The organism is Pseudonocardia phyllosphaerae, from assembly GCF_046546475.1.
Taxonomy (GTDB): Bacteria; Actinomycetota; Actinomycetes; order Mycobacteriales; family Pseudonocardiaceae; genus Pseudonocardia; species Pseudonocardia phyllosphaerae.
In genome coordinates this window covers 66814-91189 of the sequence record NZ_JBKGXS010000002.1, presented here as the reverse complement: position 1 = coordinate 91189, position 24376 = coordinate 66814, and the positions used below count along the sequence as shown (strand labels likewise).

Annotated in this window: 20 protein-coding genes; 3 read left to right on the top strand and 17 right to left on the bottom strand. The window is 75.2% G+C overall.

Annotated features, from left to right (window positions below; genetic code table 11):
* Positions 1-11 precede the first annotated feature (11 nt).
* From ACLE50_RS05695 to ACLE50_RS05680, 4 genes are all read right to left on the bottom strand, one after another.
* Positions 12-1451: a cytochrome P450 gene (locus tag ACLE50_RS05695; RefSeq protein ID WP_410942336.1), complete on the bottom strand. Its 1440-nt coding sequence runs from the start codon at positions 1449-1451 to the stop codon at positions 12-14.
* Positions 1452-1804: 353 nt separating this feature from the next.
* Complete coding sequence (locus tag ACLE50_RS05690) at positions 1805-2458, bottom strand: LutC/YkgG family protein (RefSeq protein ID WP_410942335.1); 654 nt, start codon at positions 2456-2458, stop codon at positions 1805-1807.
* On the bottom strand, positions 2455-3963 hold the full coding sequence (locus tag ACLE50_RS05685) for a lactate utilization protein B (RefSeq protein ID WP_410942334.1): 1509 nt from the start codon (positions 3961-3963) through the stop codon (positions 2455-2457). Before ACLE50_RS05685 ends, ACLE50_RS05690 begins: the two co-directional genes overlap by 4 nt.
* Positions 3960-4835, bottom strand: coding sequence for a (Fe-S)-binding protein (locus tag ACLE50_RS05680; protein ID WP_410942333.1), 876 nt, complete (start codon positions 4833-4835; stop codon positions 3960-3962). Before ACLE50_RS05680 ends, ACLE50_RS05685 begins: the two co-directional genes overlap by 4 nt.
* Before the next feature lie 133 nt (positions 4836-4968).
* Between ACLE50_RS05680 and ACLE50_RS05675 the strand changes: the two genes are divergently transcribed.
* Complete coding sequence (locus ACLE50_RS05675) at positions 4969-5610, top strand: maleylpyruvate isomerase family mycothiol-dependent enzyme (protein ID WP_410942332.1); 642 nt, start codon at positions 4969-4971, stop codon at positions 5608-5610.
* Positions 5611-5661: 51 nt separating this feature from the next.
* On the opposite strand, the gene ACLE50_RS05670 is transcribed toward ACLE50_RS05675, so the two are convergent.
* Genes ACLE50_RS05670 through ACLE50_RS05655 form a run of 4 tightly spaced genes read right to left on the bottom strand, consistent with a single transcriptional unit; the run spans position 5662 to position 7739 of the window.
* Positions 5662-6174 carry an O-acetyl-ADP-ribose deacetylase gene (locus ACLE50_RS05670; RefSeq protein ID WP_410942331.1) on the bottom strand — a complete coding sequence of 171 codons (513 nt, stop codon included), beginning with the start codon at positions 6172-6174 and terminating at the stop codon, positions 5662-5664.
* Entirely contained in the window at positions 6171-6944 is a 774-nt protein-coding gene (locus tag ACLE50_RS05665; RefSeq protein WP_410942330.1) for a 5-formyltetrahydrofolate cyclo-ligase, read from the bottom strand. The genes ACLE50_RS05670 and ACLE50_RS05665 overlap by 4 nt, the downstream gene beginning before the upstream one ends.
* Positions 6945-6989: 45 nt before the next feature.
* A complete protein-coding gene (locus ACLE50_RS05660) occupies positions 6990-7244 on the bottom strand; it encodes a DUF7218 family protein (protein WP_410942329.1) in 255 nt (84 codons plus the stop codon).
* Positions 7245-7253: 9 nt separating this feature from the next.
* Complete coding sequence (locus tag ACLE50_RS05655) at positions 7254-7739, bottom strand: NUDIX domain-containing protein (protein WP_410942328.1); 486 nt, start codon at positions 7737-7739, stop codon at positions 7254-7256.
* 190 nt (positions 7740-7929) lie between these two features.
* Here ACLE50_RS05655 and ACLE50_RS05650 point away from each other — a divergent pair, with 190 nt between their 5' ends.
* Entirely contained in the window at positions 7930-8685 is a 756-nt protein-coding gene (locus ACLE50_RS05650; protein ID WP_410942327.1) for a DedA family protein, read from the top strand.
* On the opposite strand, the gene recD is transcribed toward ACLE50_RS05650, so the two are convergent.
* From recD to ACLE50_RS05610, 8 genes are all read right to left on the bottom strand, one after another.
* Entirely contained in the window at positions 8682-10793 is a 2112-nt protein-coding gene (gene recD / locus ACLE50_RS05645; RefSeq protein ID WP_410942326.1) for an exodeoxyribonuclease V subunit alpha, read from the bottom strand. The genes ACLE50_RS05650 and recD overlap by 4 nt on opposite strands.
* Positions 10790-14254, bottom strand: coding sequence for a UvrD-helicase domain-containing protein (locus ACLE50_RS05640; protein WP_410942325.1), 3465 nt, complete (start codon positions 14252-14254; stop codon positions 10790-10792). The genes recD and ACLE50_RS05640 overlap by 4 nt, the downstream gene beginning before the upstream one ends.
* Positions 14251-17658 (bottom strand): exodeoxyribonuclease V subunit gamma, encoded by a 3408-nt coding sequence (recC, locus tag ACLE50_RS05635; RefSeq protein ID WP_410942324.1) that lies wholly within the window; start codon positions 17656-17658, stop codon positions 14251-14253. The genes ACLE50_RS05640 and recC overlap by 4 nt, the downstream gene beginning before the upstream one ends.
* Before the next feature lie 59 nt (positions 17659-17717).
* Complete coding sequence (locus ACLE50_RS05630) at positions 17718-19142, bottom strand: SDR family NAD(P)-dependent oxidoreductase (RefSeq protein ID WP_410942323.1); 1425 nt, start codon at positions 19140-19142, stop codon at positions 17718-17720.
* A gap of 26 nt (positions 19143-19168) precedes the next feature.
* The gene (locus ACLE50_RS05625) at positions 19169-19828 is read right to left on the bottom strand and encodes a biliverdin-producing heme oxygenase (protein WP_410942322.1); all 660 of its coding nucleotides are present in this window, start codon (positions 19826-19828) and stop codon (positions 19169-19171) included.
* 85 nt (positions 19829-19913) lie between these two features.
* On the bottom strand, positions 19914-20513 hold the full coding sequence (locus ACLE50_RS05620; RefSeq protein ID WP_410942321.1) for a TetR/AcrR family transcriptional regulator: 600 nt from the start codon (positions 20511-20513) through the stop codon (positions 19914-19916).
* A gap of 70 nt (positions 20514-20583) precedes the next feature.
* Entirely contained in the window at positions 20584-21069 is a 486-nt protein-coding gene (locus tag ACLE50_RS05615; protein WP_410942320.1) for a peroxiredoxin, read from the bottom strand.
* A gap of 130 nt (positions 21070-21199) precedes the next feature.
* Positions 21200-21727, bottom strand: a complete 528-nt coding sequence (locus ACLE50_RS05610; protein WP_410942319.1) for a DUF6319 family protein — start codon at positions 21725-21727, stop codon at positions 21200-21202.
* A gap of 264 nt (positions 21728-21991) precedes the next feature.
* On the opposite strand from ACLE50_RS05610, the gene ACLE50_RS05605 reads away from it, so the two are divergent.
* Entirely contained in the window at positions 21992-23305 is a 1314-nt protein-coding gene (locus ACLE50_RS05605) for an MFS transporter (protein ID WP_410942318.1), read from the top strand.
* Between the two features lie 65 nt (positions 23306-23370).
* On the opposite strand, the gene ACLE50_RS05600 is transcribed toward ACLE50_RS05605, so the two are convergent.
* The gene (locus ACLE50_RS05600; protein ID WP_410942317.1) at positions 23371-24366 is read right to left on the bottom strand and encodes a threo-3-hydroxy-L-aspartate ammonia-lyase; all 996 of its coding nucleotides are present in this window, start codon (positions 24364-24366) and stop codon (positions 23371-23373) included.
* Positions 24367-24376: the final 10 nt, after the last annotated feature.

Sequence of the window (24376 nt, the reverse complement as noted above, 5' to 3'; positions counted from 1 at the left end):
TCGCGACCGGCTCAGCGTGGCGACAGCCGGACCGGGATGCCACCGACCGGGACGGGAAGCGACGTGTTGTCCCAGCGCAGCCGGTATCCCGGTGCGACACTCCAGCGGTACCGGCGCAGCATCTCGTGCAGGATCGCGGTCACCTCCAGCGTGCCGAAGTGCAGCCCGATGCACTTGTGCACGCCACCGCCGAACGGCACCCACGCGTCCTTGTCGGTGCGGTCCTCGCGCCGGGCCGGGCCGAACCGGTCGGGGTCGAACCGTTCCGGGTCGCTCCAGCAGCCGGGGTCGTAGTGGTTCACCGCCTGCGCGACGACGACCCGCGTGCCGCCCGGGACGTGGTGCCCGGCGACGGTGGTGTCGCGCACCGCGGTCCGCATCACGACCGGCACCGGCGCGTCCATCCGCAGCGCCTCCCGGACCACCAGGTCCAGCGAGGTCAGCCCGCGCAGATCGGCCACGGTCGGGGCACGGTCACCGATCCGCGCGGCCAGCGCGTCGGACTCGGCGCGGCAGCGCTCCTGCCACTGCGGGTGGCGGGCCAGGTGGTACGCCGACGCGGCCGCGGTCGTCGTCGACGTGTCGTGCGCGGCCATCATCAGGAAGATCATGTGGTTGACGACGTCGTCGTCGGAGAACGCCTCGCCGTCGTCGGTGCGGGCCTGGCACAGCGCGGAGAACAGGTCGGTGCCGTCCCCGGTGCGCCTGGCGTCCAGGTTGGAGCGGAACCATCGCTCCAGCACGGCGCGCCCGCGCAGCCCGCGCCGCCAGCGGGTGCCGGGCAGGTCGTGGCGGACGAAGGAGTTCGCGGCGCGCACGCAGTCGACGAACGCCCGGTTCACGGTGTCCGCCTCCGGGCCGCTGCGCGCCCACATGAACACCTGCTGGGCGACGTCCAGGGTGAGCCGCTTCAGCGCCGGGTAGAGCCGCAGCTCCCGCGGCCAGCCCGGCAGGACCTCGCGGACGACGGGGACGGTCGCGGCGACGTAGCTCTCGATCCGCGGCGCGGTGAACGCCTCCTGCATGATCCGCCGGTGCGCGCGGTGCTCGTCGAAGTCGAGCAGCATCAGGCCGCGGTGGAAGAACGCGTCGACCGTGGCCCGCCAGCCCTCCTGGGAGAACGCCTTGTCCCGGTTGGTGAGCACCTCCCGGGTCGCGGCCGGCCCGGTGACGACGACCGCGCGGCCGGCGGGGGAGCGCATCCACCAGACCGGCCCGAGATCGCGGGTGCGGGCGCGGGTGAAGCGGTGCCCGAACCGGACGTAGGACAGGGCGTGCCCGAGCAGCGGGAGACCGTCGTCGCCGGGGATCGGGCGGAGCCCGTCGGGTGCCGCGCCGAACGTGTGCGGACGTCGCGGCCCCAGGGTGAGCAGTGCGTCGTCGACGCGGTCCGGTGCGGGCAGGGTGAGCACCGACGACCAGCGCTCGCGGGCGTGCTGCACCAGGCTCACGGAGGCTCCTCGGGTCGACGACGGCGTCGCTGCCGACCGTAGATCACCTGCGGTTCCGCGGACAGGTGATAGCCGGGTCTCGTTTCCAGGTGTTCGCGGGGGCGAGCTGGTTCGGAGCGGGCGGCGCCGACGCCCCGACGCCCCGGCGTCCCGGCGTCCCGGCGCCCCGGCGTCGGCGGAGACAGGGCCACACCCGCGCGATACCTCACCGACTGAGACATCGACACCGACTGATACATCGACCGGAACGTCTCAGCCGGTGAGGTATTCGCCGACCCCGCCCGCAGGGCCCGTCGGGTTCCTGCCGCCGGCCTCCGGTTCCGGAGCTCCCGCAGCACGCGGCCCGGCCCGGCTCACCAGCTCCCGTCGACCACCAGCACGTGCAGCGTCCGCGGCCCGTGCACGCCCTCGACCCGGTCCAGCTCGATGTCGCTGGTCGCGCTCGGCCCGCTGATCCACGTGCCCGGGCGGGCAGGGTCGAGTGCGGTGACCGCGTCCGGGACGCCCGGCACGACCTGGTCGGTGCGCACCACGCACACGTGCAGGTCCGGGACCAGGGTGGCCGCGCGTCGTCCCTGGCCGGGGCCGTGGTCGAGCACGATCGTGCCGGTCTCGGCGATGCCCAGCGCCGCCGTCGACAGCACGCCGTCGCAGCGGTCCAGCTCTGTGACCCCGACGTCCGGGCCGTCGCGGACGACCTCGACACCGGCGGGCACCAGCGCGTCCGGGAAACCCGGCGGCACCAGGATCCGCAGCGGGCCCGACCCGGCGAGCGGGGTCCGGCCCGCCAGTGCGCCCTCCACGTGCGCCGCCGCGTCGGCACCGGCCACCTGCTCGACGACCGCGCGGTAGTCCGCGACCCGCTCGGCGAACAGTGCCACGACCTCGGCGTGCGGCCGCTGCGGCGGAACGGGCCGTACGACCGGGATGTCCGACACCGGCTCGCCTGCCGGGACGTCGGCCAACGCCCGCCGGGCGCGGCCCAGGATCTCCTCGCGCGCGCTCACGAGCGCTCCTCGGTATCGATGCTCCGGCTCCGACCGCCGTCGGTCTCCGCCCACCACTCCCGGAACGACTGCTCCGCCGGGACCGGTACGTCGCGCGAGTCCGCCCAGGCCGCGGCCGGGCCGGGCAGCGCGCCCAGCACGTCCCGGCCGCCGGGGGCGTGCCGCGCGAAGCGCGACGCGACTCGCCCGGCGAGCCCGGCCACGCGTTCGGCCGCCCCGGTCCGCGACGCCGAGGACAACGCCCACGACGACGCCGTCATCGCCATGTCCTGCACCGACGGCACCCGCGACGCCGCCTTGTGCGCCTCCACCACCTCCGCGCGCAGATGTACCAGCACCTCGGGGATGTCGATCCGCACCGGGCACACCTCGAAGCACGCCCCGCACAGGCTCGACGCGTACGGCAGCGAGTCGGTCTGCGGGTCGGTGCCCACCCCGCGCAGCTGCGGGGTCAGGATCGCGCCGATCGGGCCCGGGTACACCGAGCCGTACGCGTGGCCGCCGGTGCGCTCGTAGACGGGGCACACGTTCAGGCAGGCCGAGCAGCGGATGCAGCGCAACGCCTGCCGCCCGGTCGGGTCGGCGAGCACGTCGGTGCGGCCGTTGTCCAGCAGCACCACGTGCACCTCCTGCGGCCCGTCGCCGGGCGTGACCCCGGTCCAGGTGGAGGTGTAGGGGTTCATCCGCTCGCCGGTCGACGAACGCGGCAGCAGCTGCAGCATCACGTCCAGGTCGGCGAACGTCGGCAGCACCTTCTCGATCCCGACGACCGAGACCAGCACCTCCGGCAGCGTCAGGCACATCCGCCCGTTGCCCTCGGACTCGACGACGGTGAGCGTCCCGGACTCGGCGACGGCGAAGTTGGCCCCGGACACCGCGACCTTCGCCCGCAGGAACTTCTCCCGCAGGTGCGCCCGCGCCGCGGCGGCCAGCATTGCCGGCTCGTCGGTGAGGTCGTCCGGGGCGCCGCGGCCCGCGCGGCCCATCTCGCGCAGGAAGATCTCCCGGATCTCCGCGCGGTTGCGGTGGATCGCCGGCACCAGGATGTGGCTGGGCAGGTCGTCGCCGAGCTGCACGATCAGCTCCGCCAGGTCGGTCTCCCAGGCGTGGATGCCCGCGGCCTCCAGCGCGTCGTTGAGCTCGATCTCCTGGGTGGCCATCGACTTGACCTTGACGACCTCGTCGGTGCCGTGCCCGCGGGCGATGCTGACGACGATCCGGTTGGCCTCCTCGGCGTCGCGCGCCCAGTGCACCGTCGCCCCGGCTGCGGTCAGGGACGCCTCCAGCTGCTCCAGGTAGTCCGGCAGGTGGCGCAGCACCCGGTTCTTGATCGCCTCACCGGCGAGGCGGAGCTGCTCCCAGTCGTCGACCTCGCCGACGACGCCGGCCCGCTTGGTCCGGATGGTGCCGGTCGCGTGCGCGAGGTTGCGGCGCAGCTGGGAGTCACCGAGCGCGGTGCGGGCCGCCGCCGGGAAGGACGGGGTGCCGAGGAACGTGCCGCTCATCGGGCCGCCTCCACGGTGCCGGCCGCGTCGCCGGTGATCGCGCTCCCTGTACTGCCGGTGATCGGGCTGCCGGGGCTTCCGGTGTCCGCTCCGCTGCCGGGGCTGCGCCGGTCGGCGGCCCGTTCGTCGCGGCCCTCGATCACCGGCTCGGTCTGCGCGAGGACCTCCGCCAGGTGCATCACCCGGATACCGGAGCGCTGCCGCGACAGCAGCCCGCCGACGTGCATCAGGCACGAGTTGTCCCCGGCGACGAGCACCTCCGCGCCGGTCCCGCGGACGTGGCGGGCCTTGTCGTTGCCCATCGCGATCGAGGTCTCGGCGTTCTTCACCGCGAACGTCCCGCCGAACCCGCAGCACTCGCTCGCGCCCGGGAGGTCGAGCAGGGTGAGCCCGCGGACGGCCCGCAGCAGCCGTGTCGGGCGGTCGCCGACGCCCAGCATCCGCAGCGAGTGGCAGGTCGGGTGGTAGGTGACCCGATGCGGGAAGTACGCACCGACGTCGGTCACGCCGAGCACGTCGACCAGGTACTCCGACAGCTCGTAGGTCGGCGGGGCCTCCTCGACGCCACGGACCAGCCCCGGGTCACCGGAGCGCCGCGCGACCAGCGAGTGCTGGTGACGCACCGAGCCCGCACACGACCCGGACGGCACGACGATCGCGTCGCACCCGGCGAACGCGTCGAGATGGTTGCGCACCAACGGGACCGCCTCGGCGGGGTAGCCGGTGTTGACCATCGGCTGGCCGCAGCAGGTCTGGCCGGGCGGGAACTCGACGTCGACCCCGAGCCGGCGCAGCAGCGTGACGACCGCGCGGCCGGTGTCGGGGAACAGGACGTCGTTGATGCACGTGACCATCAGGCCGACGCGGGTCATGGAGCCTCCGAGCAGTGCTGTGGTGGGCGGAGGGCGGGCGTTCCGACCACGGTAGCTGTCATGCTGCGGGCTCCGGGCGTGATCCGCGCGCGGGCGACGACGCCGGAAGGCCGGGGTATCCACTGTGTCCACCGTGTCCGACGAGGCCGTGTTCGCGGTGTCCGCGCGGCAGCGCCGGGTGTTCGCCGACCTGCTGGAGTCCCTCGACGACGTGCAGCTCGCGAGCCCGAGCCTGTGTACCGAGTGGGACGTCCGGACCGTCGCCGGGCACCTCGCATCGGCACTGACGACGACGATGCGGTCGTTCGTGGTCCTGCTCCTTCAGGCCCGCGGCAACCCGGACCGGGCGGTGGAGCGGGCCGCGCACCAGGCGGCCGCACGACCCGTCGCGGAGCTGGTGGCGACGCTGCGGAACCGGGCCGACAGCCGGTTCGCGCCGCCCGGGATCGGTGCGCGCGGTCCGATGACCGACGTCCTGGTGCACACCGCCGACGTCACCGTCCCGCTCGGGCTGCACTTCGACCCCGCGGCCGACGGCGTCCGGATCGCACTGGAGTTCGTCATCGGCCGGCGGCCGCCCGGGTTCACCACCAGGAGACGTGTTCACGGGCTGCGCTTCGTCGACGACGACACCGGGTTCGCCGCAGGCGAAGGGCCGCAGGTACGCGGCCGGGGGATCGACGTGTTGCTCGCTGCGTGCGGGCGCCCGGCGGTGCTGGGGCGGCTGGCCGGGGACGGCGTGCCGGTTCTCGCGACCCGGCTCACCGGCCGCTGACCCGTCGCCGGCGCGTTCGTGCCACGGGTGCCACGCCGGCACCGTGGAGCCTCAGCCCAGCGCGGCGCGGAAGGCGGCGAGGACGTCGTCGGAGAACAGCACGAACCGCACCTGCTCGACGGCGGTGTCGGCGTCGCGGACGGTCTCGACGGCGATCCGGGCGGCGTCGTCGAGCGGCCAGCCGTAGATCCCGGCGGAGACCGCGGGGAACGCGACGGTGCGGGCACCGATCTCGTCGGCGACGCGCAGCGACTCCCGGTAGGCGCTCGCGAGCAGCGCGGAGCGGTCCTCGGACGTCGCGTATACCGGGCCGACGGTGTGGATCACCCAGGTCGCCGGGAGGTCGCCCGCGGTGGTGGCGACGGCCTGCCCGGTCGGCAGCCCGTCCGGGCAGCGTTCGGCGCGGACCTTCTTGCAGGCGGCGAGGATCTCCGGGCCGCCGCGGCGGTGGATGGCGCCGTCGACCCCGCCGCCGCCCATCAGCGACGAGTTGGCCGCGTTGACCACGGCGTCCACGGTGGACTCGGTGATGTCTCCGCGCTCGGCGACGATCTCGGGGCTCATCGGCGTGCCTCCTCCCGCAGCCGTCCCAGCAGCGGGATGGCGGCGATCTTGTCCTCGGTCAGGGCGTCCCACACGATGCCGCCGTCCGGGCGGGCGCGGCGGTGCTCCCGGCAGTCGATCACGCGGTCGGGGGTGACGACCAGGTCGACGGGCGCGTCGTGCGCGGCCCACGGGATGTCCCCGGCGTCGCGCAGCTGCAGGTCGTGCACGGTGGTGACGACGAGCGTGTCGTCGGAGATCAGCCCGGCCTCCCGGGCCAGCGCGAACTCCAGGTCGGCGAACCCGCCGCCCTTCCCGAGCCGCGCGCCGTCGGCGCCGACCGCGACGCAGCCGGTGACGACCAGGTCCACCGGCTCCAGCTCGTCGACGGCGACCCGGCGGGCCGACCGCGTCGCGTTCTTGATCGACACGGCGAGCCGGGGCGGGTCGGCGAGGTGGTCCGGGTCGAGCAGGAAGAACGGGTCGTCCTCGGCCAGCTTCGGCACCGCCATGTAGACGGTCTTGCCGTCCTCGAGCGCGTAGCGGCGGACCGGCAGCTGCGCGGAGTCCGGGTTCGACTTGATCGTCCGCGCGGCCTGCCACTCGGGCAGCTCGCGCAGCCGCCGGGCGGCGGCCTCCGCGCCGACGAAGTTGGAGATCCGGTTGCGGGCCCCGGGAAACCGTGCCGCCTTCTGCTCGGTCAGCGCGCTCCACACCTCGTCGCGCAGGGCGGCCTTGCGGGACAGGACCTCGGGGTCGCCCCCGGCGTCGTGGTCGTGACGGCGGCTCATCCCGCGATCATCCCAGCGCCTCCGGGAGCCGGCGTTCCTGCGGGGTCAGTGCTCCCGAAGCGCCTGGATCAGCTCGTCCTTGCTCATGTCGGAGCGGCCGTCGATGCCGACCTTCTGCGCCTGCCGGTACAGCTCGTCGACGGTCATGTCCTCGTAGTCGCCGTGCTCACCGCCACGCTTCCCGACGGTGCTACGCCCCTCGGCGGCGGCCGCGTTGGCGATGCGTGCGGCCTTCTCCTTGGAGTTGCCCTCCTCGCGGAGGCGCTCGTACATCTCGTCGTCCTTGATGCTGTCGGCCATGCGCGGGGGCTACCCGGCGACCAGGGACTCCAACCTGTCGAGCAGCGGCAGCTGGCCCTTCACGATCTTCTCCCGCGCTGTGGGCAGGTCGAACCACTGCGCCTTGTCGATCTCGGGGAAGCGGACGGTGCGCCCGGAGCGGGGCGGCCACTCCATCTCGACCCAGCTGCCGTCGTCGGGGCGGTGCTCGACGGCGTCGGCACCGGTGAAGCCGCTGCCGTCGAGTGCGAACGCGGTGACGGTCTTGCGGGACTGGCGGACCGCGCCGAGCTCGACCGCCTCGCCGTCGGGGGCGGGCAGGCCGATCTCCTCGGCGAACTCGCGGCGGGCGGCGTCGAGCGGGGTCTCGTCGGGGCCGTGCTCGCCCTTCGGGACCGACCAGGCGGCGGCGTCCTTGCGGGCCCAGAACGGTCCGCCCATGTGGCCGAGCAGCACCTCGAGTGCCTCGCCGTGGCCGCGGTACAGCAGAAGTCCGGCGCTGGTGACGGTGGGCACGGGGACCTCCGGGGGCTCGGGTTCAGGTGGGACGGTCGATCCGCAGCACGCCCGGTTGGTCGCGACGACCGGCACGATGATCGCAGGCGCGTCCGGGTAGCGGGCCCAGGTGCCGTCGACGACGGCGCGCAGGATCCGGGCATGCTGGACCCGACGCCGTCCGGCCGGACCGGCGGGACGGGGGAGAGCGATGACCGGGGCGCCGCCGGAGCCGGAGCGGCCGGAGAAGGAGCTGCCGGAGAAGGAGCTGTCGGAGAAGGAGCGCCGCCGCGCCGAGGCCGCGCAGGCCTGGCGCGACGTCGTCCCCTGGGACGGCCCGCCGCAGCGCGCCGACAAGATCCTGCTTGCACTGGTGATCGGTGTCCCGCTGCTGATGCTGGGGACGATCCCGTTGCGCCCCATGCTGATCGCGAATCACCCGGTGCTGCTGGAGTTCGTCACCGGGAGCCTGTCCGCGGTCGGCGCCGGGGCGGCGTTCGCCCGCGTGGGGCAGCTGCCGCTGTGGCTGGTCGTCGTCGCCGGCGTCGTCGGCATGATCAAGATCGACTGGCTGTTCTGGTTGGCCGGGCGCCGCTGGGGCGAGAAGGTGATCACGATGTTCGCGCCGCCCGGGCGCGGGCAGCGGTTCGTCGCGCGGGTCCGGTCGCTGCGCCCGGCGCTGCTGGCGGTCGCCGTCGCCGCGACCGCGCTGCCCGGGGTCCCGGCGGCGCCGGTGTTCGCGCTCGCCGGGCTGAACCGGATGCGACTGGCGACGTTCCTGGTCGCCGACGCGTGCGGTGCCGCCGTCGTGGTCGGGCTCGTCGCCTGGCTCGGCTACGCGATCGGGCAGCCCGCCGTCGATCTGGTGATGCTGGTGAACAGCTACTCGCTGTGGATCAGCGTCGGGCTGGTCGTCGTGGTCTCGGTGCTCAGCGGGCGCCGGGCGAGCAGGCAGGCGCGCTCCTAGGTCCCGGCCGCGGTGCCGCGTTCCCCGGTGCCGCGCTCCTCGGGCCCGCGATTGTCGGCTCCGCGCTCCCCGGTCCGGAACCCCTCGGTTCCGCGGCCGAGCCGGCCGCGCAGCCCGCTCGCGCGTCCGGCCGGGCGGCCGATCGCGGCCCGGACCGCGTCCTCGGTCCCGATCACGCGGACGTGCTCGCGGGCCCGGGTGACGGCGGTGTAGAGCAGCTCGCGGGTCATCAGCGGCGACTCCGCCGGCGGCAGCACCACGGTGACCCCGCCGAACTGACTGCCCTGACTGCGGTGCACCGTCATCGCCCACACCGTCCCGACGGCGCCGAGCCGGGCCGGTTCGAACCCGGTCGCGACGCCCTCGCGGGAGAACACCGCGCGCCGCCCACCCGGGGTCCGGACGACGACGCCGGTGTCGCCGTTGAACAGGCCCAGGTCGTAGTCGTTCGCGGTGACCAGCAGCGGCCGGCCGGGATACCAGGGGGCCTCGTCGTCGTAGCCGGGGAAGGTGACGGCGAGCCAGCGCTCCACCTCGACGGTCCAGCGCGCGACGCCGTGCGGGCCGCGGCGGTGCGCGCACAGCAGCCGGTGGTGGTCGAGCACCCGCAGGGCCTGCTCGGCGTCGCCGCCGGTCGCGGCACCGAGCAGGTCCCCGGCGGCGGTGACCACGTCGCCCCGCAGCGACTCCAGCCCGGCGGCGTCGACGGTCGCGGGGTCGGCGTCGACGAAGGACAGCTGCGGGGGAGTGGCACGCAGCAGCGCGACGGCACGGTCGGCGTCGCCGGCCTGGACCGCGGCGGCGAACTCGCCGATCGCCCCGCCGAAGCGCCAGTTACGGGTCAGTCGTACGACACCGTGCTCCACCACCCGCGGCTCGCCCGGTTCCGCCGGGCCCGGATCGGGTGCGGTCGGGTCACGGTCGGCACGGAACGCCCCGCACGCCACCAGCGCGGACTGCAGGCCGGGCTCCTCGTCTCCGCGGGCGGCGGCGAGATCGCCGAGCACCGCTCCGGCCTCCACCGACGCGAGCTGCTCCGGGTCCCCGACCAGGACGAGCCGGGCGTCCGGGCGGACGGCCTCCAGCAGCCGCGCCATCATCGTCAGCGACACCATCGAGGTCTCGTCGACCACGACGACGTCGTGCGGGAGCCGGTTGCCGCGGTGGTGCCGGAACCGGCCGGACGAGCCGCGGGAGCCGAGCAGCCGGTGCAGCGTGGTCGCGGCCGGGACGGCGGCGACGGCGTCGCGGTCGGCGCCGGTCAGCACGCGCGCGGCGTCGGTGACCGACTGGGTCAGCCGGGCCGCGGCCTTGCCGGTCGGCGCGGCCAGCGCGACCCGCAGCGGGGGGCGCCCCGGCGCGGCGGACGACGATCCGGCGCCGTGCAGGTCGTGCAGCACCGCGAGCAGCCGCGCCACCGTGGTGGTCTTGCCGGTACCCGGCCCGCCGGCGATCACCGACAGCGGCCGCAGCGCGGCGACGGCGGCGGCGAGGCGCTGCCGCTCGGCGCCGGGCTCGCCGAGCAGCCGGTCCAGGGCGGCGCGCAGCCGGTCGGCGTCGACGGCGACGACCGGCCCGGAGCGGGCCTCGAACTCGGTCCGGACCAGCTCCTCCTCCTGCCAGTACCGCTCCAGGTACAGCAGGTCCCCGACCAGGCGCAGCGGGCGGCCGGACGGCGCGGCCTCGCCGTCGGCGACCAGCGGACTGGCCGCGCACTCCGCCCGCCAGGCAGCGGGCTCGGGCCAGGGCAGCGCGGAGACGTCGACGGCGACCTCGCCCTCGGCCGCCGCGGTGTCGCGGATCGCGGTCAGGTCCACGCACACCGAGCCGTTGCGGATCGCGCGCACCGCGAGCGCCGCGGCCAGCACGACCGGCTCCGGCTCGGCCGCCGCCGGGCCGGTTGCTCCCGGATCGGCTGTCCCGGTCGGGTCGCCGCGACCGCCGAGGCGGGCGAGCCGGCGGGCGACGTGCACGTCGCCGGGTGCGAGCACGTCGGCCTCGTTGAACGCGGCCGCGAGCCCGGTCGCGGTCCGGGCGGCGCGGGGACCGTACGGGTCGCGTTCCGGTGCCTGGGAAAGATCCTGTGCACGGGAAACCGGTGTGCTCACGCGTCGTCTCCGTCCAGCAGGTCCGACAGCTCGCTCACCAGCGCCGTGGGCGGCCGCCATGCGAACACCCCGCAGGGCGCGGCGAGCGGGCCGTCCCCGGTGACCGGGGTGGCCGGCCCGCACATGCCGCGCAGGAACAGGTAGCCGACTCCGCCCAGGTGGGTGTCCGGGTCGTAGCCGGGGACCCGCCAGCGCAGGTAGCGGTGCAGCGCGACGGCGTAGAGCAGCGCCTGTAGCGGGTAGTGCGCGTCGACCATGGCTGTGACCAGCGCCGACGACGTGTAGTGCGCCGAGGTGAGTGGCTCGCGCCCGGCCGGTCCGTACGGGCCCAGCCAGTTCGTCTTGTAGTCGACGACCAGGTAGCGGCCGCCGATGCGCAGCACCGAGTCGATCGAGCCGGTGAGGTAGCCGCGCAGCGGCTGCCCGGCCAGCTCGGGGGAGGCGAGGTGCTCGGCGTAGTCGTGCAGGACGTCGCCGGGACCGAGGTGGCGGCGCAGCGCTTCGGCGACGGCGGAGAGCGTGAGCACCCGCGCGGCCGGGTCGTCGCCACCACCGAGGGGCAGCTCGAAGTCCAGCTCGGAGAGCCGGTCGGCCGGGGCGACGTCGGCCAGCGCGAGCCCGTCGGCGAGCGGACCGAGCGGGGTGCGCAGGACCGGGATCAGCGCGTCGGCCAGCTCCTCGGCGCCGACGTCGGCGGGCTGGCGGCGCAGCTCCGCCTCGGTGTGCGCGACCAGCTCGGCGCGCAGCGCGTCGTCACCGGTGCGGGCGGCGGTGGTGTCGACGTGCTCCAGGATCGCGTGCACCAGCGTGCCGAACCCGGTACCCGGCGGCAGGTCCGCCATCGGCGACGGCAGCGCCTGCGCGGGCGTCGCGTCGACGGTCCCGGCCGCGGGAGCGTCCGGCTCGTCGACGACGCCCTCGCTCTCCGGCTCGGACAGCACGCCCGGCGTGGGTGCGTCGTCCCCGGGCTCCTCGCCGGTCGACTCGGCAGTGTGTGTCCGGTGTGCGTCGTGCGCGGACGCGGTCAGCGCGGTGTAGGACGTGCGGCGCCACGCGGTGTCCAGCGTCCGGTCGAACACGGCGACCCGTGGCGCACCCGCGGGTGGCTCCGGGGCGGTCCGCACCGGGGCGCGGTCGGTCAGCGGCTCGACGACCACCCCGGACGACCCGAGCGTGGAGCGCAGGTACTCCGCGGCGTTCGCGTCGCCGGGGACCTTCACCCGGGCGTCCGGCTCCAGGCCGGGGCCGGGGCGGCCGAACAGGATGCGGTGCAGCGACGACGTCGCCGTCGTCGTGCCCGGCACCCACCACGCGACGACCTGCGAGCAGGCCCGGGTCAGCGCCACGTAGAGCAGCCGCAGGTCCTCACCGGCCTCCTCGGCCTGGTGTGCGGCGATCCGGTCGGCCCGCTCCGGGCCGGTCGGGCCGCCGACGTCGAGCAGCCGCCGCGACTCGGTCGTCCCCGGCACGGCGCGGTGGTAGAGCAGCGGGTCGGGCTGGTCGGGCACCCACCGGTCCCACGCGAACGGCAGGTACACCACCGGGAACTCCAGTCCCTTGGACCGGTGCACGGTGACGATCTGGACGGCGTCGGCGTCGGACTCCAGCCGCCGGCTGCGCTCGGCGGCGGTGTCCCGCCCGGCCTCGCCGATCCGGTGCCGCAGCCACTCGGTGAGCGCGGTCGGGCCGAGGTGGCGCTCCAGCGCGGCCGCGTGCAGCACCTGCCCGACGTGGCGCAGGTCGGTGAGGTCCCGCTCGCCGTCGGGTCGCGACAACAGCCGCCCGGCCGGGTCGTGCCGGGCGAACACGGCCTCCTGCATCGCGGCCACACCGCGCTCGGCGAGCACGGTGTGCCAGGCCCGCAGGTCCGCGCCCAGCTCGTCGACGACGGCCTCCGCGCCCTCGCCGCACAGCTCGGCGACGGTGCGCCCGACGAATCGGGTGAGCGCCGCCGAGCGCAGCCGCAGCGACCGCTGCGGCTGCTCGACGGCCTCGAGCAGGGTCAGCCAGTCCCGTGCGGCCGGGGTGGTGAACACGCTGGTGGAACCGGTGAGCACGGCCGGGATCCCGGCGGCGGCGCACGCGTCACGGACCAGGACACCCTGGGCGTTGGTGCGCACCAGCACCGCGACCTGCCCGGGCCGCAGCGGTTCCCCGTCCCACTGCGCGGTGCCGTCGAGCAGCCGGGACAGGTCCGCGGCCACGTCGGCGGCGACGACGGCGCGGGCGCCCGGCGCCCGGCCGAGACCGCGGCCGGTGAGGTCGAGCCGGTCCCGGTCGACCAGCCGCAGCCGCAGCGGTGCGTCGTCGGCGCAGCTCAGGCGGCGGGTGTCGTGGTGGGCCTCCACCGGGTGCACGACGATCCCGGGGTCGCCGAGCGCGGCGCCGTCGAACACGCCCTGCAGCGCGGTGAGCAGCGCGGCGTCGGAGCGCCGGTTGGTCTCCAGCGTCTTCTTCTCCGCGGCGACGTGCGCGGCGGCGAGGTAGGAGTGCACGTCGGCGCCGCGGAACGCGTAGATCGCCTGCTTCGGGTCGCCGATCAGCACCAGCGCACGGTGGTCGCCCGGGCCGGGGTCCTCGGTGTGGAACGCACGGCGCAGGATCTCCCACTGCAGCGGGTCGGTGTCCTGGAACTCGTCGACGAGCACGACGGAGAACCGGGCACGCAGCCGCGCCCGCGCCGCCGGGCCGCGCTGCGGGTCGCGCAGTGCGGCGGCGAGCCGGGAGAGCATGTCGTCGTAGCTGTAGATCCGCAGCCGGCGCTTGCGGGCGTCGACCTCGGCGCGCACGGCGGTGGCGAACCCGTAGCGGGTCGCGGCGGGGGAGCCCGGGTCGGCGTCGCGGGGCTCCAGCTCGGCCTGCGGGTCGGCGACGGCGCGCCGGGCCAGGTCCAGGGCCTCGGTGCGGGTGAACGCGGGCCGCCCGGCGGCGGGGGAGGCGTACTTGCGCACGTAGAAGTCGTCGACGACCTCGGTGACCACGTCGTCGACGTGCTCGACGAACTCGGCGTCCGGGTCGTTGTCCGCGGCCACCCCGAGGCCGGCGAGCATCTGGCTGCAGAACTGGTGGGTGGTCGCGATCGTCGCCGAGTCGAACGACGCGGCCGCCGCCGCGAGCCGGGCCCGACGGTCCTCGATCTCGGCCGGGTCGGCGTCGGCGAGGTACGCGACGACCCGGTCACCGGGGTCGGGTGCCACGCCGGTGCGCAGCACCGCGCCGAGTGCCCGTTCGGTGCCGACGAGCCGCTCCCTGACGCGTTCGCGCAGCTCCTGGGTGGCGTCGCGGCCGAACGTGACCAGCATCAGCCCGTCCAGGCCGACGATCCCCTCGGCGACGTAGCGGGTCGCGAGCGCGGCGATCGTGTACGTCTTCCCGGTGCCGGCGCTGGCCTCCAGCACCGTCGTCCCGGTCGGCAGCGGCCCGTCGACGGTGAACCGCGGGACCTGCAGGGTGGCGGTCACGGCGCGTCCTGCCTCTCGTTGTCGAGCAGCGCCCGCCACAGCCGTACGGCGAGTGCCCCGAACCGGGTCGGTTCGGGGCCGTCGCCGGGCTCGTCGCGGACCAGCAGCGGGGCCTTCGGGCCGCGCACGTACACGTGCGGGGGCTCGTCGCGTTCGAAGCGGGACCAGTCGGCGTCGGCCGAGGCCAGCGCGTTCGACGGGTGCACACCCCGCGCCCGCAGCCGGGCGTAGGTCGCGGCGGCGTCGGTGGGCAGCGGCAGCGCCTCGCGCAGCCCCTCGGCGCGCAGCGCGACCAGGTCGGCCAGCGCGCGGCGCGCCTCGGCCGGGTCGACCGGGCCGATCGTGGAGCGGGCGACGCCGCCGGAGCCGCGCCCGACGGTCACCGCCGTCCACGGCCGGTCCGGGTGCGCGACGGTCAGCGCGAGCAGCTGCACCCACGCCCGCAGCCGGTGCTTGGCCTTGAGCCGCGAGTACTCGACGCGCACGACGGTGTCGCCGTGGATCCCGGGGACGGTGCCCGCGACGGTCACCCCCTCCATCGGGGTGCCGTCGAGCGGGGCGAGCAGGTCCTGCGACCCGGCCTCCCCGCTCCGCACGGCGGCGGCCGCGGCGACCAGGGGTTCCACGTTCTGCCCGACCTCGGACAGCACCCGGTGCCCGAGCCCGCCGGGCGGCAGGTCCCCGCGCAGCGTCGCGGCCTGCGCGACGGTCTGCGGGGCGGCCCCGGCGATCCGGTCGGTGAGCAGCCGGTCGCCGATCTTCCACCGGTCGAGCCCGTTCAGCTCGACGGGCAGCGCGTCGTCGGGCTCGTCGGCCTCGTCCGGTGGCAGCACCCGCACCCGCTGGCGCAGGAACGCCCGAACCGGGTGCTCGGCGAACGCGACCAGCTCGTCGAGGTCGACCAGCTGCTCCGGCTCGGCCGCGGGCAGCGGCTCCGGCCCGAACAACGGCACCGCGACCCGCTCCCCGGCGGCGGCCTCGGCGCCGCGCAGCGCGGCCCGGTCGAAGCTGAACGGGCCGTCGGCCAGCAGGGCGCCGGGCAGGAAGTTGCGCCGGTCGAAGGGCTGTAGCGGATGCCGCGCCCGCAGGACCTGCGACGCCGGCTCGCCGGAGGTCGTCCGCACGGTGGCGTCGATCGCGTCGCACAGCTCCCCGATCGGCACCGACGGCGGTCGCGCGGCTCCGGTGCGCTCGTCGGCCCCGGAGCTGACGACGACGAGGTGCCCGGTCGCCGAACACACCGCGTCGAGCAGCAGCTGGCGGTCCTCCCCGCGCGGGTCGCGCTCGCCGACGACCGGGTCACGGGCCAGCACGTCGTCGCCGTCCGGGGCGCCGGCGCGGGGGAAGACGCCGTCGTCGCAGCCCAGCAGGCACACGACCTTGTGCGGCACCGCGCGCATCGGGACCAGGGTGGCCACGGTGAGGGTGCCGGTGCGGAAGTTCGCCCGGCTCGGACGCCCGCGCAGCCGCTCGGCGAGCAGCCCGCGCACGTCGGTCAGGTCCAGGTCCACCGAGGCGGCCTGCGGCCCGGCGTCGTGCTCGACGTCGGCCAGCTCGGCACGCGCCTGGCTCGCCTGCCACGCCTCCGACGGCGTGGTGTCGGTGAGCGCGGACAGCCCCTCGGCCAGGGCGGCGACCCACGCGGACAGCGGCTGCGGGCCGCGCAGCGCGCCGAGCACGGTGTCGAGCCGGTCGACGAGCTCGGCGAGCCGCCCCACCAGGTCGACGTCGGAGGAGTCGACCTCGTCGAGCGGCAGCGCGTCACCCAGCCAGGCCGGGTCGCCCGGCGTCTCGGCCATCGCCACGCCGAGCAGCATCCGGTCCAGCCCCGCCCGCCAGGTGTTCTGCCCGACCGACCCCAGCTTGTACGGCGCGCGGTGGTCGGCGTCGAGGCCCCAGCGGATCCCGGCGGCGGTGACCAGCTCGGACAGCCGCTCCAGGGCGTCGTCGTCGAAGCGGAAGCGGCGGCGCACCGGCGCGGACGCGGCCAGGTCCAGCACCTGCGACGCCGAGCAGCGCGACCCGGCCAGCTCCAGCAGCGTCGACACCGTGCCGAGCAGCGGGTTCGCCTGGCGCAGCGCCCGGTCGGCGAGCCGGACCCGCAGCAGGTGCCCGGGGTGCAGCTCCTCGCGCGACGGGCCTGCCTCGGGCCCCGCGCCCGGCTCCGGGGCCAGGCCGAACGAAGCGGTGATCAGCGGTGCGAACACCTCGATGTCCGGGCACATGACGACGATGTCGCGCGGCTCCAGCGACGGGTCCGCGGCGAGCAGCCCGAGCAGTGCCTCGCGCAGTACCTCGACCTGCCGGTCCGGGCCGTGACAGGAGTGCAGCACGACCGAGCGGTCCGCCGGGCCGAGCAGCGGCCGCGCATCGGGCTCGGGCGGGGCGGTGTCGTCGCACAGCGCGGTCTGCAGACGCCGGAGCAGGGTCGGCTCACCGGGCGGGTCCGGCGGCGCCGAATGGTGCGTGTCGACGACGCCGTCCCCGGCCGGTGGCAGCCGCAGCGCCAGCTCGCGGACGTCACGGCCGAGCGAACGCAGCAGCGGGTTCGCGACGAGCCGGGCGCTGCCGTCCGCGGCCCGCTCCGGCGGGCTCGCCGGGAGGTCGCGGCGCACCCGGTCCCACACCACCGGCGACGGGTGGGGCAGCCACAGGTGCACGTCGCGGTGCACCCCGAGCGCCTCGAGGACGTCGAGGTGCGCGGCGGCGAGCCGGGTCGGGCCGAACAGTGACAGCCGCTGCGGCAGCGGTCCGTCACCGGCCGATGGCACGGACAGGACGAGCGGGCCGGCGCGCAGGGCGGCGACGGCGTCGTCGAGCCGCTCCACCGGGCCGGGGACGCCGAGCCGGGCCCGCAGCCGCCGCCACAGCTCGGGCTGCCAGGCCAGGTCCGCGGGGACGGCGTCCCGGGAGGAGCCGGCGCCGGATGCCCACGCGCGCAACAGCTCCGGGCGCTGCGCGGCGTAGGCGGAGAACAGTCCCGCCAGGGTGCGGGCGAGTGCGTAGCGGCGGCCGTGGCCGCCGCGCTCCAGGTGCGCGGCCGGACCGGCGAACCGGGCGTCGCCGGAGGTCACGGCCTCATCGACGAGCTCCAGCAGCGGCCACACCGCGCGCCCGGGCGCCCACGGGTCGGTCTCGGGGTCGGTGCCGGTGACCGCGTCGACGATCTCGCCGAGCAGCTGCGCGGGGGAGGGGAACAGCACGTTGGCACACACCCCGCCGGACCCGGCTCCGGACCCCACACCGAGCCGGTGCGAGAGCCGCTGGGCCAGCCAGCGCTCCACCCCGCGCTCGGGGACGGCGACGACCTCGGCCGCGAACGGGTCTTGCGGCGGGGTCGCGAGCACCCCGGCCAGCGCGTCGACGAGGGTGTCGGCGCGTTCGGCGCGATGCAGTTCCAGCACGCGTCGAACGGTATCGGCGACCCCTGACAGTTCCGACGGCAGGCGGTCACCGGGACGACTTACCAGGACGACACGCAGTAGTCCTTCAGGAACACCCCGTGCAGGTCCTCGCCGGCCTCACCGGCGACGATCGGGTGATAGACCCGCGCGGCGCCGTCGGACAGGTCGAGCGGGGCGTGGAAGCCGTCCTCGGCCAGGCGCAGCTTCGTCGGGTGCGGGCGCTCGTCGGTGATCCAGCCGGTGTCGACCGAGGTCATCAGGATCCGGTCGGCCGTGAACATCTCCCCGGCGCTGGTGCGGGTCAGCATGTTCAGCGCGGCCTTGGCCATGTTGGTGTGCGGGTGCCCGGGCCCCTTGTAGCCGCGGCCGAACACACCCTCCATCGCGGACACGTTGACCACGTACTTGTTGCGGAACGCCGACGCGGCCATGGCCGGGCGCAGCCGCGAGACCAGCACGAACGGCGCGGTCTGGTTGCACAGCTGCACCTCGAGCAGCTCCAGCGGGTCGACGTGCTCGACGTTGTCGACCCAGCTGTTGGTGGCGGCGGTGTCGGGCAGCAGCCCGCCGGCGTCGACGGCGGTCCCCGCCGCGATCCGCTCCGGCGACGCCGAGCGCGCGGTCACCGCGAGCGCCGCGAGGTCCCCGGCACCGGGGATCCCGCTGCCCTGCAACAGCGCCGGGTGCTCGCGTGCGGTGACCCCGGCGAAGGAGACGACCTCGGGCAGCTCCCCGGCGGGCAGCGGCTCGGCCTCGGCGGCCTCCAGTGCGGAGTACGAACCGGGGGAGCGGCGCACGGTCTGCGCGGCGTTGTTGACCAGGATGTCGAGCGGGCCTGCCGCGGCGACCTCGTCGGCCAGCGCGACGACCTGGGCCGGGTCGCGCAGGTCGACGCCCATCACGCGCAGCCGGTGCAGCCAGTCCGCGGAGTCGGGCAGTGCGGCGAACCGGCGGGCCGCGTCCCGCGGGAACCGGGTGGTGATCGTGAGGTGCGCGCCGTCGCGCAGCAGCCGCAGCGCGATGTACATGCCGATCTTCGCGCGGCCGCCGGTGAGCAGCGCGCGGCGCCCGGTGAGGTCGGTGCGGGCGTCGCGGTGCGCGTGGTGCGACGCCGCGCAGTCCGGGCAGAGCTGGTGGTAGAAGGCATCGACGACGGTGAAACGGGCCTTGCAGACGTAGCAGCCGCGGGCCCGGTTCAGGGTGCCCGCGGTGGCACCCTGCGCGGTGGAGACCAGCGGGATCCCGGCGGTCTCGTCGTCGATCCGCCCGGTCGCGCCGGTGGCTGTCGCGGCGGTGACGGCGGCGTCGGCGTCGCGCTCCTGCTGCCGCTTCGCGGCGCGGCGGCGCAGCCGCACCGACTTCCAGATCCGTGCGGTCGCCCGGCGCACGGCCACGGCGTCGGGGTGCTCGGGGTCGAGCTCGTCGACCTGGCCGAGGACCTTCAACGCCGTCGCGAGCTCGTCGGGATCGATACCGCTGGTCACGGCCCCAGTCTAGGAACCGCCGACGATCACGACGCCAGCGGTTGCTCCAGGCCCACCTCGGTGGCCATCTCGTCGAGCACCGCGATGTTGAGCTCGAAGGCGTGCACGGCCTCGTCGATGATCCGCTCGCGGGCCCCAGGGGCCCACGGCGCGGTGTCGATCAGCTCGCGGTAGCGGGCGCGGAACGGCGGGACCGGGCCGAGCGCGGTGAAGTCGTAGAACCGGGCGCCGCCGTCGGACAGGTCGTAGGTGCTGTTCAGCTGCCGGCAGAGGACCTGGCCCCCGGCGAGGTCACCGAGGTAGCGGACGTAGTGGTGGGCCAGGTAGCGCTCCGGGTCGGCCGCGGCGGTGCGCAGCCGCGCGACGTAGCGGTCGGTCGCGGGCAGGATCCGCGGGACGCCGCTGCCCAGGGCGTCCAGGTCGTCGTGCAGGGCGGGGACGCGGCGCAGCTCGTCGATCACGAACCGGCCGCCCAGCGGGTCGCCGGCCATCGCGTCCGACGCGGCCTCCAGCGCGGTGTAGATCGCGGAGTACTGCTCGGCGAGCAGCGTGTAGGCGTCGAGTGGCAGCGAGCCGTCGACCAGCGCGGACATGTAGACGGAGTGGTGGGCCCGCTCGTGGACCTCGCGGGTGGCGGTGCGGAGATCGGCGGACAACGTGCCCGAGATCGGGGTCGTGGCGCCCATCGGTCCTCCCGTCGGAGCGTGCCGGCGCCGGAGATGACGCCGTGTCAGATCCGACTGTAGGCCCTCGCCGCGGGTAAGGCCAGCCTCAGTTGTGCACGTCTGCGCCGACCGCGCGCAGCACGGCCCGGACCGCGGTGCCGACGGCGGCCTCCAGACCGTCCGGGGCGACGTCGACGACCTTGCGGGTGGACAGCGCCGCGGCGACCAGCGCGGCCAGCACCGCGGGGTCGTCGTCGACGAAGGAGCCGTCGGCGGCGCCGTCGCGCAGGATCGTGGTGAGCCGGTCGCCGATCGGGTCGGCGTGCGCGGCGATCCGGCGGTACGCCTGTGGGTCCAGCGCTCCGGCCAGTGCCTGCCCGGGCGGGAGGTGGAACTCGGCCAGCCGGCGCAGTTGCAACCGGGCGAACGCGGCCAGCCGTCCGGCCGGGGTCGTCGCGGCGGCCAGTGCGGCGTCGAGCTCGGCGACGTAGCGGGCGGCCTCGTCCTCGACGAACGCGACGAGCAGCGACTGGCGGTCGGGGAAGTGGTTGTACATCGCGGTCCGGCCGACGCCGGCGGCCGCGGCGACGCCCGAGAGCGTCAGCGCGTCGAAGCCGCGGTCGTAGAGCTGGGCGCGCAGCGCGGCGAAGACGCGCTCACGCACCTGCTCACGGTGGGTCGCGAGCGACCCCAGGACCTTCGGCACGCGGGCCAGTGTAGGCCCGCGTGCCGGTCACGCCCGGTTCCGATCGGGGCCGGACCCGGGATCGTCGGGGTCAGAGGTGGTCGAGCACCGACTCCACGCTCGACGCGTCGACGGTGGAGGGGACGTCCTCGACGCCGATCCACTGCACGACGCCGTCCTTGATGACCGCGGCGTAGCGCTTCGAGCGGGTGCCCAGGCCGAACTTCGAGCCGTCCATGTCCAGGCCGGCGGCCTTGGCGAAGTCGGCGTTGCCGTCGGCGAGCATGAGGACGGCGTCGCCGACCTCGCGGGAGTCCGCCCAGGCGCCGAGCACGAACGCGTCGTTGACCGCGGTGCAGGCCACGGTGTCCACGCCCTTGGCCTTGAGCTCGTCCTGTCGCAGGACGAAGCCGGGCAGGTGGGTGTCCGAGCAGGCCGGGGTGAACGCGCCCGGCACGCCGAACAGCACGACGGTGCCGCTGCCCAGCACGCTCGAGCTCTGCACGGGCGTCGGGCCGTCGGCGGTCAAGGTGGTGAGGGTGACGTCGGGGACGGTGTCACCGGAGCTGAGAGCCACAGGTCCTCCAGAGGGAGCGTTTCGGTCGCGGGTGACCCTAGCGGCGCAGGCACCGCAGCGTGTGCCGGCGAATGCGCAAGGTCACGGCGCCGGGGCGCTGATCGTCACTGCGCGGGGTTACTCGTCCCGGTCACTGCTCCAGGTCGGCGAGCGCCTTGCGGGCCTGCTCCAGCTCGGCCTCGAGCTCGGCGACACGGGCCGCCTTCGCCGACCGGGCGGTCTCGATGGCCTGGTCGACCGGGCCGGCGAGGTCGGGGTGCAGGGCGGCGGCCGCGGCTGCCACCGCGGACGCGGACACCGGCAGCCCGCGGGCGACCCAGGTGGTGCCCTCCTTCAGCTCGGCCTGCCACTCACCCTCGGCGGACCCGCTGACGGTCAGCGTCATCGTCACCACGCGCGTGGTCTTCGCCGACGACGTGGAGCCCTTCGGCCGGCCGCGCTTGCGCTTCGGCGGCTCGGCCTCGGTCCCGGCGGGCGGCTCGGTCACCTGGGAGTGCTCGGTCACCTGGGAGGGCTGTGCCGCAGGGGAGGGCTGGGCCGCGGGGGAGGGCTGGGCCGCGGGGGAGGGCTCCGGTGCGGCCGCGGGGGCGTCCGTCGGCGCGGTGCTCGCCTCGGCCGTCTCGGAACCGGTGGGGGTGGCGGTCCGGTCGTCGTCCACGTGCTCCCTCAATCGCTCGTCGTCGTCACGCCGGAATCGGCGGCCCTCCAGCGTGATCGTAGAACGGGCGTTCGATGCATGTGGTCTCGGGGTGGCGCTCCGGGGTGGCGTCCCCTGTGTGACATGCCCCTGTGTGACATGGGCTCCATCACGGTCGTTCGCATTGCTCATGACATTGCTTGCGTGGTGAAATGGCTGCACCTGCCCGAAATATCCGTCGTCCCGGCGGGGTTCGTTCCCGCCGAAGCAAGTGAGGTAGTCGTCATGTCCGGTTCCGCCGGTGCCGCACACGCGCACGCACCGAGTCCGTTCCGCCAGCCGAAGGCGGTCTGGGCGGTCGCGTTTGCCTGCGTGATCTCGTTCATGGGCATCGGGCTGGTCGACCCGATCCTGCCGTCGCTGTCCGGCCAGCTCGGCGCCACGCACGCCGAGGTCGAGCTGCTGTTCACCAGCTACCTGGTGGTCACCGCGATCGCGATGCTGGTCACCGGCTGGGTGTCGAGCCGGATCGGCGCCAAGCGCACCCTGCTCGCCGGGCTCACCCTGATCGTGGTCTTCGCCGCGCTGGCCGGGGCGTCGTCGGGCATCTGGGGGATCGTCTGGTTCCGCGCCGGCTGGGGCCTGGGCAACGCCCTGTTCATCGCCACCTCCCTCGCGGTGATCGTCGGCTCCTCCACCGGCGGCTTCGCGGGCGCGATCGTGCTCTACGAGACCGCACTCGGCCTGGGCATCGCGACCGGCCCGCTGGTCGGCGGCCTGCTCGGCAGCGTCTCCTGGCGCGGCCCGTTCTTCGGTGTCTCGGTGCTGATGCTGATCGCGCTGGTCGCGACGCTGGTGCTGCTGGAGAAGACCCCCGTCCCGGCGGAGAAGGCCCGCATCTCCGAGCCGATCACCGCGCTGAAGCACCGCGCCCTGGCCACCACCGGCGGCGTCGGCCTGCTCTACAACTGGGGCTTCTTCACCATGCTCGGCTACGCGCCGTTCCTGATGGGGGACCTGAACCCGATCGCGCTCGGCGGGGTGTTCTTCGGCTGGGGCGTGCTCGTCGCGATCTTCGCCGTGTTCGGCGCCCCCTGGCTCAAGGAACGCTTCGGCACCGCCCGCACCCTCTACGGCGCGCTGCTCGCGATGGCCGTCCTGCTCGCCGCGATCGGCATCTGGGACACCACCCCCGCCGTGGTGATCGTCGCCGTGATCCTCTCCGGGATCGTCGTCGGCCTGAACAACACCCTGGTGACGACGGCGGTCATGTCGATCTCGCCGGTGCCGCGCCCGACCGCGTCGGCCACCTACGGCTTCGTGCGCTTCATCGGCGGTGGGCTCGCCCCGTTCGCCGCCGGCCTGATGGCCGGTGCGCTGGGCGCCTCGGTGCCGTTCGTGATCGCCGCCGTGGTCGTCGTCGCCGCCGCGCTGCTGCTCTCGACGATCCACCGCAACCTGGAGGACGCCGACGCCGAGGCCGCACAGCCCGGCCCGTCGCACGAGCGCACCGACGCCGAGGCCGCCGTCCGCGAGGTCCCCGGCAGCCCCGGTGAGGCCATCCTCGCCGAGGACGCGCTGGAGCACGACCGCCGCTGAGCGGTTCCCGACCTGCACGGAAGCGGCGCCGGACGAGAGTGTCCGGCACCGCTTCCGTGTCGTTGCTAGGCGCCGACCAGCGCCGCGAACCGGTCCAGGTCGACGTTCCCGCCGGAGATCGTGACCCCGATCCGGGCCCCGGCGAACCGCCCCGGGTCCGCCGCGACCGCGGCGCGCATCCCGGCGAATGCCAGCGCCCCGGTCGGCTCCACGAGCACCTTGTAGCGGGATGCGAACAGCGCCATCGCCTCGACCAGCGCCGTGTCCGGCACGGTCACGACGTCGGCGACGTGCTCGGCGATGATCGGGAACGTGCGGTCGCCGAGGAAGCGGGTGGCGGCGCCGTCGGCGATCGTCACGGGCTGGTCGATCGTGACGATCCGCCCCGCACGCAGCGACTGCCGCCCGTCGTCACCGGCCTCTGGCTCGACGCCGTACACCGCGGTGCCCGGCGAGAGCGCCTGCACCGCGAGCAGCGACCCGGACAGCAGCCCGCCCCCGCCGAGGCAGACGAACAGCGCGTCGAGCGGACCGTGATCCTCCAGCAGCTCCAGCACCGCGGTGCCCTGCCCGGCGATGACGTGCGGATGATCGTAGGGCGGGACGAGGGTCAGCCCGCGTCGTCCGGCCAGGTCGGCGGCGATCGCGGCCCGGTCCTCGGTGAACCGGTCGTAGGGCACCACCTCGGCGCCGTAGCCGCGGGTCGCGGCCAGCTTCGACGCGGGCGCGTCGGTCGGCATGACGATCGTGGCCGGCACGTCGAGCAGCTGCGCGGCCAGTGCGACGGCCTGCGCGTGGTTGCCGGAGGAGAACGCCACCACCCCGGCCCGCTGCTGCGCCGGATCGAGCCGGGACAGCGTGTGGAACGCGCCGCGGAACTTGAAGCTCCCGGTTCGCTGCAGGTTCTCCGCCTTCACCAGCACGGACGCGCCCAGCTCGGCGTCGGTGAGCCGGGAGGTCAGGACGGGGGTGCGGTGCGCGGTGCCGCGCAGGATCTCCGCGGCCGCCCGGACGTCGTCGGCGGTGGGGAGGTCGGGCGGCGCGACCGGTCGGGTGCTCACCCGCTCAGCC

Bases quoted from the DNA above. Each gene is read 5' to 3' on its own strand.
- ACLE50_RS05670 (WP_410942331.1), bottom strand. From the start codon at position 6,174: ATGAGCCCCGAGATCGTCGCCGAGCGCGGAGACATCACCGAGTCCACC.
- ACLE50_RS05605 (WP_410942318.1), top strand. From the start codon at position 21,992: ATGTCCGGTTCCGCCGGTGCCGCACACGCGCACGCACCGAGTCCGTTC.
- ACLE50_RS05660 (WP_410942329.1), bottom strand. From the start codon at position 7,244: ATGGCCGACAGCATCAAGGACGACGAGATGTACGAGCGCCTCCGCGAG.
- ACLE50_RS05625 (WP_410942322.1), bottom strand. From the start codon at position 19,828: ATGGGCGCCACGACCCCGATCTCGGGCACGTTGTCCGCCGATCTCCGC.
- ACLE50_RS05685 (WP_410942334.1), bottom strand. From the start codon at position 3,963: ATGAGCGGCACGTTCCTCGGCACCCCGTCCTTCCCGGCGGCGGCCCGC.
- ACLE50_RS05665 (WP_410942330.1), bottom strand. From the start codon at position 6,944: ATGAGCCGCCGTCACGACCACGACGCCGGGGGCGACCCCGAGGTCCTG.
- ACLE50_RS05650 (WP_410942327.1), top strand. From the start codon at position 7,930: ATGACCGGGGCGCCGCCGGAGCCGGAGCGGCCGGAGAAGGAGCTGCCG.
- ACLE50_RS05680 (WP_410942333.1), bottom strand. From the start codon at position 4,835: ATGACCCGCGTCGGCCTGATGGTCACGTGCATCAACGACGTCCTGTTC.